General features: G+C 46.8%; 17 protein-coding genes. 6 read left to right on the top strand and 11 right to left on the bottom strand.

Going from position 1 to position 15,978, the window contains the following annotated elements; genetic code table 11:
• Positions 1–363 precede the first annotated feature (363 nt).
• Genes DESPCE1_RS0101475 through DESPCE1_RS0101460 form a run of 4 tightly spaced genes read left to right on the top strand, consistent with a single transcriptional unit; the run spans position 364 to position 4,765 of the window.
• Positions 364–999, top strand: coding sequence for a molecular chaperone (locus DESPCE1_RS0101475; RefSeq protein ID WP_019849240.1), 636 nt, complete (start codon positions 364–366; stop codon positions 997–999).
• 2 nt (positions 1,000–1,001) lie between these two features.
• Positions 1,002–3,347, top strand: a complete 2,346-nt coding sequence (locus DESPCE1_RS0101470; RefSeq protein WP_019849239.1) for a dimethyl sulfoxide reductase subunit A — start codon at positions 1,002–1,004, stop codon at positions 3,345–3,347.
• A 25-nt stretch (positions 3,348–3,372) separates the two neighbouring features.
• Entirely contained in the window at positions 3,373–3,942 is a 570-nt protein-coding gene (locus DESPCE1_RS0101465) for a DMSO/selenate family reductase complex B subunit (protein WP_019849238.1), read from the top strand.
• A 25-nt stretch (positions 3,943–3,967) separates the two neighbouring features.
• Positions 3,968–4,765, top strand: coding sequence for a DmsC/YnfH family molybdoenzyme membrane anchor subunit (locus DESPCE1_RS0101460; protein ID WP_019849237.1), 798 nt, complete (start codon positions 3,968–3,970; stop codon positions 4,763–4,765).
• Positions 4,766–4,842: 77 nt separating this feature from the next.
• Here DESPCE1_RS0101460 and DESPCE1_RS0101455 read toward each other — a convergent pair whose 3' ends face one another.
• The 7 genes from DESPCE1_RS0101455 to DESPCE1_RS0101420 all read right to left on the bottom strand — a co-directional run bounded on the left by DESPCE1_RS0101455 (position 4,843) and on the right by DESPCE1_RS0101420 (position 11,598).
• Positions 4,843–5,532: a winged helix-turn-helix domain-containing protein gene (locus DESPCE1_RS0101455; RefSeq protein ID WP_019849236.1), complete on the bottom strand. Its 690-nt coding sequence runs from the start codon at positions 5,530–5,532 to the stop codon at positions 4,843–4,845.
• A gap of 14 nt (positions 5,533–5,546) precedes the next feature.
• Positions 5,547–7,199, bottom strand: coding sequence for a DUF3365 domain-containing protein (locus DESPCE1_RS0101450; protein ID WP_019849235.1), 1,653 nt, complete (start codon positions 7,197–7,199; stop codon positions 5,547–5,549).
• 216 nt (positions 7,200–7,415) lie between these two features.
• Positions 7,416–7,688 carry a CD3324 family protein gene (locus DESPCE1_RS0101440; protein ID WP_019849233.1) on the bottom strand — a complete coding sequence of 91 codons (273 nt, stop codon included), beginning with the start codon at positions 7,686–7,688 and terminating at the stop codon, positions 7,416–7,418.
• Between the two features lie 239 nt (positions 7,689–7,927).
• Positions 7,928–8,929, bottom strand: coding sequence for an acetylxylan esterase (locus tag DESPCE1_RS0101435; protein ID WP_019849232.1), 1,002 nt, complete (start codon positions 8,927–8,929; stop codon positions 7,928–7,930).
• Positions 8,930–9,072: 143 nt separating this feature from the next.
• Complete coding sequence (locus DESPCE1_RS0101430; protein ID WP_371200618.1) at positions 9,073–10,623, bottom strand: methyl-accepting chemotaxis protein; 1,551 nt, start codon at positions 10,621–10,623, stop codon at positions 9,073–9,075.
• Between the two features lie 221 nt (positions 10,624–10,844).
• Complete coding sequence (locus tag DESPCE1_RS0101425) at positions 10,845–11,141, bottom strand: zinc-ribbon domain containing protein (RefSeq protein WP_014792263.1); 297 nt, start codon at positions 11,139–11,141, stop codon at positions 10,845–10,847.
• Between the two features lie 163 nt (positions 11,142–11,304).
• Positions 11,305–11,598 (bottom strand): hypothetical protein, encoded by a 294-nt coding sequence (locus tag DESPCE1_RS0101420; protein ID WP_014792262.1) that lies wholly within the window; start codon positions 11,596–11,598, stop codon positions 11,305–11,307.
• 141 nt (positions 11,599–11,739) lie between these two features.
• On the opposite strand from DESPCE1_RS0101420, the gene DESPCE1_RS0101415 reads away from it, so the two are divergent.
• Together DESPCE1_RS0101415 and DESPCE1_RS0101410 are read left to right on the top strand one after the other, a co-directional pair.
• Entirely contained in the window at positions 11,740–12,666 is a 927-nt protein-coding gene (locus DESPCE1_RS0101415; protein ID WP_019849230.1) for a putative RNA methyltransferase, read from the top strand.
• Positions 12,666–12,908, top strand: a complete 243-nt coding sequence (locus tag DESPCE1_RS0101410; protein ID WP_014792260.1) for a DUF2164 domain-containing protein — start codon at positions 12,666–12,668, stop codon at positions 12,906–12,908. Before DESPCE1_RS0101415 ends, DESPCE1_RS0101410 begins: the two co-directional genes overlap by 1 nt.
• A 119-nt stretch (positions 12,909–13,027) precedes the next feature.
• On the opposite strand, the gene DESPCE1_RS0101405 is transcribed toward DESPCE1_RS0101410, so the two are convergent.
• Genes DESPCE1_RS0101405 through DESPCE1_RS0101390 form a run of 4 tightly spaced genes read right to left on the bottom strand, consistent with a single transcriptional unit; the run spans position 13,028 to position 15,840 of the window.
• Positions 13,028–13,783: a hypothetical protein gene (locus DESPCE1_RS0101405; protein ID WP_019849229.1), complete on the bottom strand. Its 756-nt coding sequence runs from the start codon at positions 13,781–13,783 to the stop codon at positions 13,028–13,030.
• Positions 13,780–14,544 (bottom strand): hypothetical protein, encoded by a 765-nt coding sequence (locus tag DESPCE1_RS0101400; protein ID WP_028305419.1) that lies wholly within the window; start codon positions 14,542–14,544, stop codon positions 13,780–13,782. Before DESPCE1_RS0101400 ends, DESPCE1_RS0101405 begins: the two co-directional genes overlap by 4 nt.
• Entirely contained in the window at positions 14,522–15,436 is a 915-nt protein-coding gene (locus DESPCE1_RS0101395) for an ATP-binding cassette domain-containing protein (RefSeq protein ID WP_019849227.1), read from the bottom strand. The genes DESPCE1_RS0101400 and DESPCE1_RS0101395 overlap by 23 nt, the downstream gene beginning before the upstream one ends.
• On the bottom strand, positions 15,433–15,840 hold the full coding sequence (locus tag DESPCE1_RS0101390) for a GntR family transcriptional regulator (RefSeq protein ID WP_014792256.1): 408 nt from the start codon (positions 15,838–15,840) through the stop codon (positions 15,433–15,435). Before DESPCE1_RS0101390 ends, DESPCE1_RS0101395 begins: the two co-directional genes overlap by 4 nt.
• Between the last annotated feature and the right edge of the window lie 138 nt (positions 15,841–15,978).

The raw sequence follows: 15,978 nt of genomic DNA, 5'->3' as shown, positions 1-15,978 counted from the left end.
CACTACAAAAGTTAGTATAGCCTTACTCGTGAGATAATCAATAGGGTTTATCAAATTATTTAAGAATTTAAGGGCCATTAGCAGTTTATTAACAAAGTTATCCCCTTTATCCACAGCTTTGTGGATATTTCTGTGGATAAGTAGGGGCTTTTATGGAAAAATGTGGAAATGTACTTTAAAATATTACCAATCAAGCATATCCATTGATTATTGTATAATTTAGTTTAGTAAATACTCCCTTATTTAAAATACAATTTCACAAATTAATATCTCCGTAATATTTGGGTAATGTTTTGTTACATTCCTTTAATATTTAGCGGTTAAATTGAAGATGTTTGTATCACAAGGAAAGGAGGCAGAGGCATGGGGGTACACGAAGGGCGACTCTATGTGTATCGATTACTCAGACTCTTGTTTGAGCAGCCCTTAAGCGCTGAAGGGCTGAAGGCATTGCAGGAGCAATCCGGCTTGAGGGAGCTTGCTGAAATCAGTTCCGGAGCACAGAGTCTTATTGATTTCTTAGATGCCAACAAAGATACCGATTCCGAAACCCTTGGCAAAGCCATGCTGTCCGAGTATCAAAGGCTTTTTGTGGGTCCGGGACCTGTACTTGTACCGATCTGGGAGTCCGTCTATTTCGACCCGGAACATTTGATGTTCGGCGAACGCACTATGGAAGTGAGAGAATGCTACCGCAAGTATCACCTTGAATCGATTCATAAGAATCGACAGCCTGAAGATCACTTGGCAGTGGAATTGGAGTTTATGATGTATCTGATCGGTCAATATCTGGCGAGTGAGGATGAAGGCCAACAAAGAGAGTTGCTTAGAGAGCAAAAAGTCTTTCTCCGGAAGCATCTTGCAACCTGGAAAGATGAATTCCTTCAATTGATGATGGATTCAACCGATTGCCCTTTATACCGGGGCGGCGGGCAGTTATTAAAAGAGTTTTTAGACATGGAATTAGAGATGTTTGAACATCTAGAGGAGGTCAGCTAGTAATGAACTTATCAAGAAGAAGCTTCTTAAAGTGGTCCGCTTCCCTGGGGGTCATGGGAACAGGAGTTATGTCATTAACCGCTTGTAGTCCGAACAGTTCCTTGACCGGCAGTGAAGGAGCTCCTGCAGGGGAGCAAATCATTCCTACCGCCAGCACCCAGGACTGCGGGGGCCGCTGTTTAATCAAAGCCCATGTGAAAGACGGCGTAATCACGAGAATCAGCCCTCGCGGCGCTTATGAAGACGATGAACCCGGTGCCAATATGAAAGCCTGCCTGCGGGGACGCAGCTACCGCAAACATCAGTATCATCCCGACCGCTTGAAATACCCCATGAAGCGGGTGGGCAAGCGCGGAGAAGGAAAATTTGAACGGATTTCCTGGGAAGAAGCCATTGACACCATTGCCAAAGAGACTCAACGCATCTTTGACCAATATGGTCCTGAATCAAGATACTGCAATGTGGGTACAGGGGACACCGGAGGAGTGATTTACCGCATGGGCCTTGGCACTCGTTTTCTGAGCGCAACCGGAGGCCATCTTCCTTTGTACAATTCAGTCAGTATGGGAAATACCGCTTCTGCTACTCCTTATGTCTATGGGGTCGCCAGTACAGCCAGCAGTTTGGACAGCTTGAAAGACACCAAATTGGTCATCCTTTGGGGACATAATACCACCGAGACGATCTTTGGTGCATCCAATTATTACTTCCGTCAAATGAAAAATCGCGGCTGCAAATTCATCTGCATTGACCCGCGCAATTCCAATACGGCGGTAGCTTTTGCCGATGAATGGATCCCCTTGCTTCCTACCACGGATAATGCCCTGATGGACGCTATGGCCTATGTCATCGTTAGTGAAAATCTACATGATCAAGCCTTCCTTGATAAATATGTCCAAGGATTTGATGAAGAACACATGCCTGAAGGGGTACCGGCCCATGAATCTCTGGTCTCCTATCTCTTCGGGAAGAAAGACGGTGTGGAGAAGACCCCGGAATGGGCAGAAGTAATCTGCAAAGTTCCTGCAGAGACCATTCGCCGTATTGCCCGGGAATATGCCACCACGAAACCGGCAGCCCTCATCCAAGGGTGGGGTCCTCAACGGCATTCCTGTGGAGAAAGGACAGCACTCGGTGCTACCATGCTGGCTTCCATTACCGGGAATGTAGGGGTTCTTGGCGGCTGGGCCGGCGGCTACATCGGCCTGAGCCGCAAAGGTTGTGTTGGACTTCCCAGCGTGCCGAACCCTTATCCGGGATCTATTCCAACCTTATCCTGGGTCGATGCCATTGAATGCCCCGAAAAAGTCACCCCGGAAGAAGGATTGCTGGGTGTAGACAAACTGAACAGCCCGATCAAAATGCTTTTGAACTTGGCCGGAGATTTTATAGCCAATCAAAATCCCGATATCAATCGTACGACTAGAGTGTTGGAAGATGAGAGTCTCGTGGAATTCATCGTCGTCAGCGACCTGTTCCTGACACCCAGTGCCCGCTATGCGGATATCCTCCTGCCCGGTAACACCTTCTTTGAACGCTATAATATCGGCGCAACCTGGAACAATGGGGATTATTTCATTCTCTCTCAGAAAATTGTGGAGAATTATTATGAAAGCCGTTCCGAATACGAGTGGCTGGCTGAAGTGGCCGATAAACTCGGCGCAGGAGATGTCTTTACCGGCGGAAAGACGGAAGAAGAATGGGTACGCTGGATTGTCGATGAGACCAGGGCCAAATATCCGGAGACCCTGACCTGGGAAGAGCTGGAGAAAGTAGGAATCAATAAATTCCATTACGATGGTCCCCGGGTAGCTTTCAAAGATCAGATTGATGATCCTGAAAACAATCCTTTCCCCACCCCATCCGGCAAAATCGAGCTCTTCTCAAAAACCCTTTATGATATGCATAACCCGGAAATTCCCGCCATACCTGTTTACGTACCGGCCTGGGAAGGACCGGAAGATGAATTAACCCAAAAATATCCTCTGCAACTGATTGGCTGGAAAACGAAAGCAAGAGACAACTCCACCTTCTATAATAATCCCTGGCTGCAGCAGGCCATGGTTCAAGAAGTATGGATCAACCCCGTAGATGCCAAACCCAGAAACATTGTTACCGGTGACCCGGTTAAACTATTCAACGACCGCGGCTCGACCATGATACAAGCCCGGGTTACGTCGAGAGTCATCCCCGGAGTTATTGCCGCTCCTACAGGATCTTGGTTCACCCCCGACGGAAAAGGCGGCTGCACCAACGGCAATCTTAACACCCTGACTACATTAAGAAAAACTGCTCTTTCTCATGGCAATACTCAGCATACCTGTCTTGTGGACATAAGCAAATTATAAAGACTGAATTTAAGGAGGGATATTGATGAGTGTACAGTATGGTTTTTATATCAATCAAAGCAGATGCAGCGGCTGTCATGCCTGTCAGACCAGTTGCAATGATAAAAATGATCTAGAGCCTGGCCGCCTCTTTCGGCGTATCAAGGAAACAGATGGCGGAGAATTTACACCTCTTAATCAAGGATACGCTCACAATGCCTATGCTTTTTTTACATCCATCTCTTGCAATCATTGTGATCATCCAAAATGCACGGAAGCTTGCCCCAGCGGCGCAATGCACAAGGATCCGGAAACCGGCATTGTCTCTGTGAATCCAAACCGGTGTATCGGCTGCCGCTATTGCACATGGGCTTGCCCTTATGGTGCACCACAATACAATAAAGAAGCAGGTCAGATGTCCAAATGTGACTTCTGCGCAGATTTACTTAGTCAGGGTGAAACTCCTGTGTGTGTCGCTGCCTGCCCCTATGAAGCTCTTGATTACAGCCCCATTGAAGAGCTGCGGGCGAAGTACGGCACACTGGCCGATTCTCCGGATTTACCCTCGTCGAATGAAACCCACCCTAATATAGTCATCAAACCTCATAAGAGATAATACATCGATCATAGGAGGGATTATCATGCATTCATGGCCATTATATCTATTCACCCTGGCTATTCAGTCCGCCGTGGGCGGCTGCATCATGCTTATGCTTTATAATAGCTTGCTTAAAGATATTATCGCAAAAGACACCTTGCAAAAAGTCAATCTAAAAAGCTTAACCGCCTTGACCATTCTTTCCGTTCTCGGCCTTGGTCTCTCATTTTTCGATATCGGCTATCCTCTCAATGCCGTCAATGCTATTACCAACCTAGGCTCTTCCTGGTTGAGCCGTGAAATCCTGTTGACCGTCTTGTTTATTGCCTTAGTCTGTCTCTCTTTCCTCGTAAGCTGGAAAAAGCAACACCTTTCTCAAGCTCTGCTAACCGCTGCCGGTATTGCCGGATTGGCTCTGATCTTCGCTATGAGCTCCCTGTATAGCCACACGATTTTTGAACCCTGGAACAGTATCAATACCATGATCGGCTTTTATGGCTCCGCCATCATCTTAGGGGCTGTGGCAGTTAATATCGTCTTCTTCCCTGTCTTTAAAAGCACCCCCGGCTCCTTTGATGCGGTCAAGCTGCCGACCTTGCTTGCCATCTTAGCTGCCTTCATCGTCCAGTTCGTCTTTATGGCATCCTTAGGCTCGAACCTTGCCCCTCTCAACCCTTCCCTGTCCTTAGTACGTTGGTTCTGTTCAGCCTTTGCCGCTCTCCTTCTGGTCTACCTTTATTTTAAGTCCCCTAAGAAATCAGAGCTCCTTTACCTCTCCTTCGGGCTCTTGTTCGTCGGAGAATTAATCGGCAGATATTTATTCTACCTTCCCTTAAGCTAATCCCAGCCCCTTATCCAAAGTAAAAGGAACTGTCCGGCTTTTCAGCCGCGGCAGTTCCTTTTGTTATGAACGCAGTTTTATTTGGGCCTGAATTTATACCCTACCCCCCATACGGTCAATAGATATTGGGGTTTGGCCGGATCGGCCTCGATCTTTTCGCGGATTCGGCGAATAAATACCGTGACGGTATTGGTATCCCCCTCAAAGTCCAGACCCCAGATTCTATCCAGCAATTGTTCCCGGGTAAAGACTTGCCCTCGGTGTTTGGCGAAAAAGGCCAGGACCTCAAATTCCTTGGCGGTCAGATCCACCTTTTCACCACCGGCATAGACCTCATATTCATTTAAGCGGATCTCTAAGTCACCGATCTTTAGAATCTCATCACTGTTGTTGGGCTCATCGTCCACGCGATGAGGTCTGCGCAGCAAAGCCTTGATACGAAAATCCAGTTCCATGGAGCTGAAGGGCTTGACGAGATAATCATCTCCCCCCATTTTAAAGCCAATGCCTTTATCGACAATGTCCCCTTTAGCTGACAGAAAGATAATGGGCACATCGCTGAAGGCCCGGATCTTTTCACATACCGCAAAGCCATCCAGCCCCGGAAGCATAACGTCCAGAATGAGCAAATCCGGGGACTCTCTGGTAAAGACCGCAAGGGCCTCCAGACCATTATCCACATAGCAGAACTGATAGCCGTTTTCCCGTACGATATATTCAACAGCCTTTTGAATGCTTCTCTCATCATCGACCAACATGATTTTCATTCTGCATCTCCCCCTTACTGTCTTTCAATGGGCAGTAATACTATGAAGGTGCTGCCTTTATTCAAATCGCTCTCCACGGAAATAACCCCGCCATGCAGCTCGGTAAGTTCTTTAGCTAAGGCCAACCCTAATCCGCTGCCGTTATACTGCCTTGAGGAGGATGAATCCACCTGGATGAACTTTTCAAAGATATGAGCTTGGTTTTCCTGGGAAATCCCTATCCCGTTGTCCTGAACCGTGATCTTTACATAGTGCTGATCCTCAGCTAAGGAAGCATGAATCGTTACGTTCCCGCCCAGGGGAGTGAATTTAATGGCATTTCCGGCCAGGTTCTCGATGATTCTGCGCACCTTCTCATAATCTCCTTGAATGAGGGGCACACCCCGTTCAACCCGGGCTGTTAAGTGAATATCATGACGCTGGGCTAAGGGGCGGATCACGCATTCCACATTATTGATGACATCCACTAAATCCACCGTCTCAATGGACAGAGAATTCTTGCCGGTCTCTATGCGCGCCAGATCCAGGATGTTGTTGATCATATAAAGCAATACTTCACTGTTCTCTTTGATTTCACAGAGGATTTGTTCTTCCGAGGAGTCTTCAAAGGCTTTCTTTTTGAGGAGGATCTCCGAAAAAATGATGATGGCCGTCAAGGGAGTTCTTAATTCATGGCTGACCATGGCCAAAAAATCGGATTTATACTGACTGTCTTCTTTTAATATGAAGTTGACCTTTTCGAGCTGCACTTGCTTGATGCGCAATTGTTCATTGGCTTTCCCCAGCTCTACGGTCCGCTGTTCCACTTTGTGCTCTAAATCAGAGTACAGCTCCTTCAATTGTTTCGCCATGTTGTCAAAATGGGCTGCCAAGTCTTCGATCTCCTCCGATGCGTCGAAATTATGCAAATCAACGTTCAGATCCCCTTCTCCAACCTGTTTCACCGCAGCCTCCAGTTGTTCTATGGGCCTAGTTACCCGCTTGGTAACAAAGTAGTAAATGGCTAAGACACAACCTATGATAAGTAAAGTAAAGGTCATGCATTGCCAAAATATGTTAAAAATAAGGGCCTGATCTTGAATATCTGTGGGCATGGTAATGCTGATAGCACCAGCTAAATCACCGATCTTCATTCCCTCTTTAGCATAGCCTGAAATATCAATTTCTCCCGCCGGTTCACCGTGGCATTCCAGACAGGTTTCATCAATTCGCATAGGGGTGACATAGCGGAAATAGCGCTGTCCCTCTTCCTTGACCAATTCCCAATAGGAATCTATTGCGGTATCATTAGAAAGTTCTTCTAAAACCTCTTTTTCAAAAGGATCAGGCTCATTCAAAGAATTACGCGGATTCGTATTCACATACCGGATCTTATAGCCGTTTTTTTCAGCAAAAATAACACCGATACTCATTCCTGCCGTAGAACAGTTGAGCCCTTTAAAATCAAAGTCGCCTATGGCACTGGTATTGATCCTGTGTTGATTGATGGATAAAAATTCCCAAGTAGAATCCAATTGTTGGGTCAGGACCAGACCCTTTTCCTTCAGTTCGTTAACCGCTTGATTTTGTTGAATTTGAAACACCAGCAATATGTTGATGCTCATTAAAATGAACACAATGATGACCGTAGGAATAATGAGCTGATATTTTAGCTTTTTGACTTTCAATAAAACACCCCTGTCTATCTTAACATTAAAGCTTGCGCTATAAAACGCTAATAAGAAAAAAACTCTCAAGCAGGTTTAATAAGTTTTCCATAAGCTTGTGGCAAATAGACTTATTCTGTTTTTTAAGTTCGTTTACTATATCTTCATTGAAAAACACCGATACCACCTGTAAAAGGCAGCATCGGTGTTTGTGTATCAGCAGCAAAGCAATCAAGTTCAGTCCATGTTTTGGGTGCTGACGATTTTTCTGACACTGTCCGGCGAAAGATAATATTGGGCCGCAATATCCTCAATCCGGCTTCCCACCCGGTACATCCTCATAATGCTTTGATTTCTTTCCCGTAAAGCAGCTTTGGTTCCGCTCATTTCGCCCCAACCAGTCTTGTGGGATGTTTTGCGGGGAATGTAAAGAGTTTGCCCCTGTACATATTTTTGAATTTCATCAACAAGCTTCTCGGGCAATATATTTTTAGCATTCTGATACTCCATAAATCTCCTCCTGAAAATAGGTACAAAAAAATGCGGCATAGGACATGGCCTATCCTCAGCAGTGCTCAGGAAACAACGACCATGCCTCTACACCCGAATATTTATTTAGAGGTTTGCCACCTCATAAATATCCTTGATCAATTTAACCATCCCCTTTCAGCAGAGATTTGTAAATCCGGACTACAAGTTTATTTTAGAAGCTGCCCGATATAAAAGCAATGGAAAGAATAATTATAATCCTAAAGAAGTTCCTTTGCGAAAAACTCTATCTGCTGATCCATAAATCCATCCGGCGATTCATGCCCATATTCCGGATAGACTAGCAGTTTCTTTTCTCCACGGATCGCCTTATACAGCGAATAGACGGTGGAAGGCGGGCAGACCGTATCCTTTAAGCCCATGGATACCAGGCAGGCCGTTTCTTTTCCCAGCCAGGGAGCAAAGTGAACCCCATCAAAATAGTCCAGGGTGGTAAAGACTTTTTCCTCTCGCTTATGTTCTGGGTCATGAAGTTGAAAATACCAAGAAAGCTCCTCCATGGGTCCACCGCTTTGCAGCTGGTAGCTTCTGCGGAAATCAGCCAGAAAGGGAATCGCTGCACTCACTGCCTTCACCCCGCCCTTTAGGTTAACCTCTTGCCCTAGAGCGTTGATCACCCCTCCTGCTATGACTGCTAATCCTCCCCCTTGACTTTTGCCTATACAGCCGATTCGCTTTTCATCCACTTCCGGCTGATTGGCCAGGGCTTCCACGGCCCGAACTCCGTCCAGGTAGACTTGGCGAAGATAATGAGTATGAGGAGATTCCAAACCCAAAGTCATCCAACCAGCAAAAGCCCCCGCGGGATAGACTCTGGAATCCGGTGTTTTCCCGCATTGCCCCCGGACATCCAAGGCCAGGACAGCATATCCTTGTAAGGCCCAAAAGAGAAGCTCCGAGATCTGACCCCGGTTGCTGGAATACCCATGAAAACGCACCAGACCGGGCAAGGTCTCACAGAGATTAATCGCTCTGGGCCGCAGATAATAACCCTTGAGCTCTATCTGATCCCCGGATTGCACTGTGGCCGTGAAGACCTCTACCTTGGACAAGGGATAAGGAATCTCTTCAAGCTCCAGGCGGGCCTTGATCCAAGTGTCCCCTCGCAAACCCTCCAGCCAGAATTCTTCAAAGTCTTGGGGTCGCATCCCCCGATAAGGGATGGTTTCTAATGTCTCTATGGCCTCTTGAATGATTGTCATTCGCCTTCACCTCTACCCTGGATTATCCTTTCTAGTATTTCTATATTTCTTCAAAAAAGCCTCCAACACCTTTTTAAGGTGCAGACAGTAAAAAGGAGCGGCCCCTCTTTCAGATGGCTCACTCCTCTTAAGCGTACCCTTGTTTACTTTTTGGTAAATCCCTGCATATTGGATTCAAGTTCTTCGGCCAGATCGGCCAGTTCCTGACTAGCCCCGGCGATCTGATCCATAGCTGCCGTTTGCTCCTGTACCGATGCGGATACTTCCTCGGTGCTTGCCGCACTTTCTTCAGCAATAGCGGAAAGGCTCTGAATCATGTTCATGATGGATTGATTCTTATCGGCTATATCCTCAGTGGAGCTGCTGATAATCTCCGTATATTCTTGGATACTGTCGATAGCCTCAGCGATGCCGACGAATTTGGTCTCAGTGGCGGAGACGCTTTCCGACTGAATCTTAACCACAGAATCCATCTCTCCCATCTTGACCACCGCTTCCTGGGTCTTTAGGGTCAGGACCTTGGTGATGTTTTCGATCTCTGTGGTGAAGCGATTGGAGTCTTCAGCCAATTTGCGGATTTCCTCAGCCACCACCGCAAAGCCGCGGCCCTGTTCACCTGCCCTCGCTGCTTCAATGGCAGCATTGAGAGCCAGCAGGTTGGTCTGGGCGGCGATCTCCTTAATTTTCAGGCTGGCTTCCACGATATTTTCAGCACTTTCATTGGTCTCCAGGATGGTCTCCCGAACCTCCTGAGCGCTCTTCCCATTTTGATGAGTAATTTCAATCAGATCCGCCAGGATCGTGGTTCCTTCATCTTTAAGCTGTTCCACTTTATCTGTGGCTCGGCGCAGATCCTCCACCTTCTTTTGATCCTCTGCCACCAAATGTCCCAGGACATCCATTTGGGCGACGCCGCTTTGAATCTCGGTCGCCTGGTCACTGGCGCCATGGGCAATCCCTTCGATGGTTTTGGCAACTTCCATAGATGCATTGGAGGATTCCTGACTGATCGTCTTTAAGAAGGCGGCTGAACCAGCCAGTTTTTCCGAGGAAGAAGCCAATCCTTCCACTAAGCTACGAATATTATAAATTACCCCTTGGAAGGCTCGGGAGAGCCCTCCCACTTCATCCTTACGGTTCATGAATTGTTCGGGGATGTTCTCGGATATGTTGAGATGCTCGACGATGTCTATCAGCTTTTGAATAGGCTGGGAAATTCGGGAGGAGCTCATAAACCAGATGGCGATTAAGAGAACTATATTAAATACCATAAGTACGGACTGAATCATCTTCAGCGCTTTTACTTTTGCGGCGGAGAATACTTCCGCAGCTGCTACTGCTGCATTGGTAGTGGTAAAATAGGACTCGCTTTCTTGAACGAGAGAGGTAAAGTTCCCACTATTCCGGGCTGATTGGATGGTACCCTTTAAGGATTGCCACTCACTTTTCACCTTGTTCATCTCTTGGATAAAAGCCTCGTCGGTGGCCTTAGGCAGACCCAAGCTCTCATCACCTTGAATTAACCCTTCGATAATTCCATCCAACTTTTGTATAAGTTCATCGTTAGGCTGTTTTGCCAGCTCCAGCTTAATGAGTCTCTGGGTTGCCCCCCGAACGACTCCCGCTGTATTAATGACGGAACCATCCTGCTGCATTTTCTCTAATTGGTAAAAAACGACCACTGTGCTGGTCATAGAAAAGATCAATAAAAGGACTACTATTGCTCTCAATGTGGATCGTATCGTCACCCGACATCCCAGCCTTTCAACTTCAAAATCAAAGCTCTGTAGAAAGTATTATCTCATATCATATCAAAGAACTTTTGATTTTCATATCATTATTTTGTAATTATTATAGTTGCAACCAACTAAAAAGACCTTCTCGGAAATTACTCCAAGAAGGTCTTGCTTAAATCTTAGTAACGGTTGCGTGGGGTGAAGCAATCGCGGCAGTAAACCGGTTTGTCACCACTGGGTTGGAAAGGCACCATGGTCTCTACGCCACATGAAGCGCAGACTGCCGGATGCATTTGGCGCTCCTGGCGTTGGTAACCGCCGTTACCACGGGATTGTTGCTTTCTTGCTGCACGGCAGGAAGGGCAACGGCCAGGCTCGTTGGTGAAGCCTTTTTCGGCGTAGAATTCTTGCTCGGAAACGGAGAATACAAAATCGGCTCCACAGTCTTTACAGGTGATTACTTTTTCTTGATACATAACAAAAAACCTCCAATATTATGATCGCCGCTACTTAAAAGGAATTTTCATTACTTCCCAGCGCTTTAGGCAACCAAAGAAGGTTCTTACCAAATCCAATATTAATTTAACGGACGCATTTACTATACCAGTAATTCGGTGATAAGTCAATTAGATCTTCATCTTATTCATCCTTCTTTTTTTTCCGGGACAGGGACAACCCTCCAAAGCCGCTGATCACAGCGATATAAAAGCCAAAATCATACCACCAGCCGGTGTTAAACACTTCATAGACTCTGACCTTAGCATTGAATATCCCTATAATCAGGGAAAGGGGCGCAATCCAGCCATGCCAGATACCGGACAAGAAACCTGCCGGATTGTCAAAATCATAGGAGCCATCCCCGGGAATACATCCTGTCAGGGTAAACATCATCAAGACCAGGGTTAAACCCAGAAACATAGTGTTCTTTTTCATTTCCGCTCTCCTTCCCATGTACTTTATAGTGAACAACGGCCCGCCAACTTTTCAAGATCCTCAATCCTTGCTATGATAAAGCTAATCACCTCTGGGGATATACTGTGAACTCTGCCACACTGAACCGAAAGGATGCCTGACATGCCAAAAAGCGTTCTCCTTAACGATGGCCTAACCGGCCACTATATGGACATACTGAGATGCCCCATCTGCCATAACTCCATGCAGCTTATTAATAAGAAGAGTTTAATCTGCGGGGACAAGCACTGTTTTGATCTGGCCAAGCAGGGCTATGTTAATTTATTATCCCATGGAATTAAGACCAAATACAATAAGCAATTGTTTGAAGCACGAAAACTCCTTGCCCAAAGCGGCTTCTTCGAGCCTCTGAATGAACAGCTCTGTGAATTAATCCAGAGGGATTTGAATCCCTCGGAAGCAAAGTCCCAGGACTGCTCCCTAAAAATTTTGGATGCCGGCTGTGGAGAGGGATCTCATCTAGCCAACATCCAACAAAAACTAGGGAAGAATACAGGCATGAGGCCCTTAGGAGTGGGGATGGACCTTGCCAAAGAAGGGATTCAACTGGCTGCCCGGGACTGGGAAAGCATTTTTTGGTGTGTAGGGGACCTTGCCCAATGCCCTTTTGGGGATCGTCAATTCGATGTGATTTTGAACATCTTATCCCCCGCCAATTACTCGGAATTCGAGAGAATCCTAACCGATGATGGGCTGGTCATTAAGGTCGTTCCCGGGAAAGAGTATCTCACGGAATTGCGGGAAATCTTTTACGAAGAAACAGAAAAACAGGATTACTCCAATGTTAAAACCGTGGAGCTCTTCGAAAACCATCTGACGCTCTATAAGACGGTACCCCTCCGCTATTCTATGACTTTGGACCAGCCGCTGATCGCGAACCTGGTCCATATGACCCCTCTAACCTGGGGAGCCGACGAAGATCGGATCGGGAGGGTTCTCAAGTTGGAGTCACTGGAGATTACTATCGATTTGACCATCATGGTAGGCCGAAAAAAATGCTCTGAACCGGAACAAATGGAGGTAGTGTGATGAAAAAGGAAACAACTCGAATTAATCTAACCAAAGAACAAAAAGAAGAGATGGCTTCTGCCATCCAAAGGTACTTCCTAAAGGAACGAGATGAGGAGATAGGGAATTTGGCTTCCAGCCTCATGCTGGATTTTATTATTAAAGAGTTAGCACCGGAATTCTACAATCAAGGAGTCTATGATGCTTACAAGCTGATGAACGATAGGACCGAAGACTTATTGTCCCTGCAGATTTATCACTGAACTAAACCGCCCTAAGACCCCTACCTCTATATAGGGTTGGTTGTCCAAGGGCGGTTAAGTCCAGTATGGACTCGACTAACCTCCAGTGGGAGCGAATCCCCCACTGGAGGAAGTCTCGTTCAATAATTGGACACCCAGGTAAATTCCCCGCTGTCCCCCTCCAGGACCTCGACATCCGCAGGAACACGAACCACTATCCCTCTCTCGCCGAAGCTCATGCTGCCGCCCCCGCCGAAATAACCCTGTCTTTCTCTTTTGAATTGCCTTACTATGAAGCTATTGCCATAGAATTTGAACACGAAGCTCTGCTGAACAGGCTCTTCAATCTTCAGGATGCCCTCTTCCCATCTTATTTCGGGGGGAGGGACCAATTTCGTAAAGTCAATGGATTGGAAAGTATCGGTTCTGGCATAATGAGGCGCTGTGTAAGTTCTGACCTCGATCATCCCATCGGCATCTTTCTTTCGTTCCAGGAAGATTCGCCCATATCCTGAGTTTTCTGCGGTTCTGATTTCTAACTGTGGAGTTTCTGCTGGGTAAGTCTGCCGGCTGTTCTCGACAAGGCCACTTTGCGTTGCAAAAGGCTCATTCTCAAGAATATGGTATCTCCGGCCATCCTCCGACCAATCATCGGGGGCTTCGGCCAGCAGCCCTTGAGCCTGAGCATTGCGGGATAGAAAAAGTTCCCCTTGATCGAGAAAGAGGGCCAGGGGTAGGGAGAGGACCAGCAAAGCAAGATAGGTGCCGGAGATAAGGAGATTGGTCTTCCAGCGATACACAGGTTTCAGCCTGGGATGCACAAACTTAATAAGAAAGTAAATGAAGGGTATGATACAAAGCAGGAGGATAATATTGGCAAATAAGAGTTTGCTCATCGTTTGACCTCCATTTTCTTCGTGATCAGCACACTGGATCCGAAAAGAAGGAGCGCTGTACAGAATACCTTCAAGCTAAAGATTCCCAGAGAGGCCTCTGCCGTATAGAACTCCAGGACTTTCCCCAGATTGATATCGAAAATTCTCACGTTTCCGAACCCGAAGACGAAGAAGCCTATCCACAGGATAATTCCCAAACCTTTGCTGCACAAACTAAAGGTCTGAATCAGATAGACGACTGCCCCCAGCAGGATTAAGTAAAGCGTTGCCGCGACTATCCCCAGCAATATATCCTGGGGCAGGATGTGCAGGCCCCCAAAGAGAAATTCGTTCTCTTTTAAGGTTGCCGCGATCATCAGACGGTGGATTATTGCCGCAAGGGTGCTTGTCACTCCCGCATAAACAGCATAGGTTAGAATCAGCAGGATATTCGATGCGTGGCTGACCGCCTGGCTATTGACCACAGAAAGTTCTATACTCCGATAGGGCTGAGAGCCCAGCAAAGAGGTCACCACAATCATCCACACAAAGGAGAGGAATAATAGGGCATCTCCCGTATAGGTTTTGAGCGCGACGCTTATAAAATCATTGCCGGAGGACATGGTGCCGCTTGAACCGATGGCGAGCAGGGAGCTGAACAGTTGGACAATAATCAAGGGATAGATCAGCCCGGAATGCCCTTTCAGTTTGTATCCGTATTGCTTGAGTATTACTTGGGACAAGGCACCGGGTGCCGGCTTAATCCCGCTTATAGACATCATCTATTCCTCCTTTCCCTGGAGCGGTGAGATAATTACAGAGATCATCCAGGGCTACCGGAAAAATTTCCACATCCCTGGAGCGGATGTTCTCAATATCCTCCGGAAGTGCCTCGGTCTTGACCACCAGGCCGAGACTTCCTTTGGCAAACTCCTCCCGATGAAGGATGGCTTCCTCATTAAGCCTGTTCAGCAGATTATCCTGAAGAACCTTAGCGCTCCCCCGGAACCCCAAGGCATACTGCTTCATATCCAGGGTAGGCTTATGCATCAGCAGGCTTCCCTGATCGAGGAGAAGTATATCCTCCAAAATATCCTCCAGCTCCCCAAGCAAATGACTGGACAGAATCATGGTTCGGGGATGCTCCAGATAATCCTTGAGCACGGCCCGGTAAAAATCCTTGCGCACCGCTGAATCCATGCCTGTGGTAGGCTCATCCATAAGGGTGAGGGGACACCGTGCGGCAATGCCCAGGATGGCATTAAAGATGCTTTTGCTCCCTTTGGATAAATGGCTGTGCCGTTGCCGGGGATCAAGGCGAAAATACTCCAACAGGCCCTGGGCTATTTGACTATTCCAATGAGGGTAAAACACGGCCACTTCCTTCAGGATATCCTTCAGATTAAAGGAATCGGGAAAAGTCATGGTTTCATCCACGAAAACGATTTTCCCGGTAACATCCAGGTTATCGAAGGGGCTTTGGGCAAACACCCTCAGTTTTCCTTGGGTAGGCTTAAGATAGCCCGCTATCATTTTTAATAAAGTGGTTTTTCCCGCACCATTCCTGCCGATCAAACCGGTGATGGTGTTCTCTTCTATGGCGAAAGATAGATCCCGCAGGGCTTGAACTTTACCATAGGTCTTATGAATCTCATATCCCAAGATGACACTCATTCTTTTTCCTCCTCTACCTCCTGATGGGCGCGCTCAATCATGTCCAAGAGTTCTTTTCTCTGCACGCCCAGGCGCACCGCCTCATCCACCAGATCCCTGATCATCTGCCCAAGGATCTGATTTTTGCGTTTCTGCAGGATATAAGATTTTGCATGGGGGGATACAAACATTCCCAGTCCCCGTTTTTTATAGACGATCCCTTCCTCGGCAAGAAGATTAAGACCTTTCGCTGCAGTAGCCGGATTGATCGTAAATATCTCCGCCAGTTGATACTGAGAATAGATGCGTTCATCTTCTGTGAGGTTGCCTTTTAAGATCTCTGCTTCAAGCCACTCGGCGATTTGAAGATAGATAGGCTTAATACTATCTGAATTTAAAATGATCGCCCTCACCTCCGGAATCATATGTGCCACAGTACGTTAGTCATGTAATGCACTGTGGTTATAGTGTAAGCGATAAACTTTATTTTGTAAATACTAAAACCAAATTTCCCTACCAAGAAAAGTAAGTATCTTGCTGAAAAAGTATAAAGGATTTAATCC

The organism is Desulfitobacterium sp. PCE1 (assembly GCF_000384015.1).
Classification (GTDB): domain Bacteria; phylum Bacillota; class Desulfitobacteriia; order Desulfitobacteriales; family Desulfitobacteriaceae; genus Desulfitobacterium; species Desulfitobacterium dehalogenans.
The sequence above is the reverse complement of the archived record's forward strand: the minus strand, read 5'-3'. Positions and strand labels throughout refer to the sequence as shown.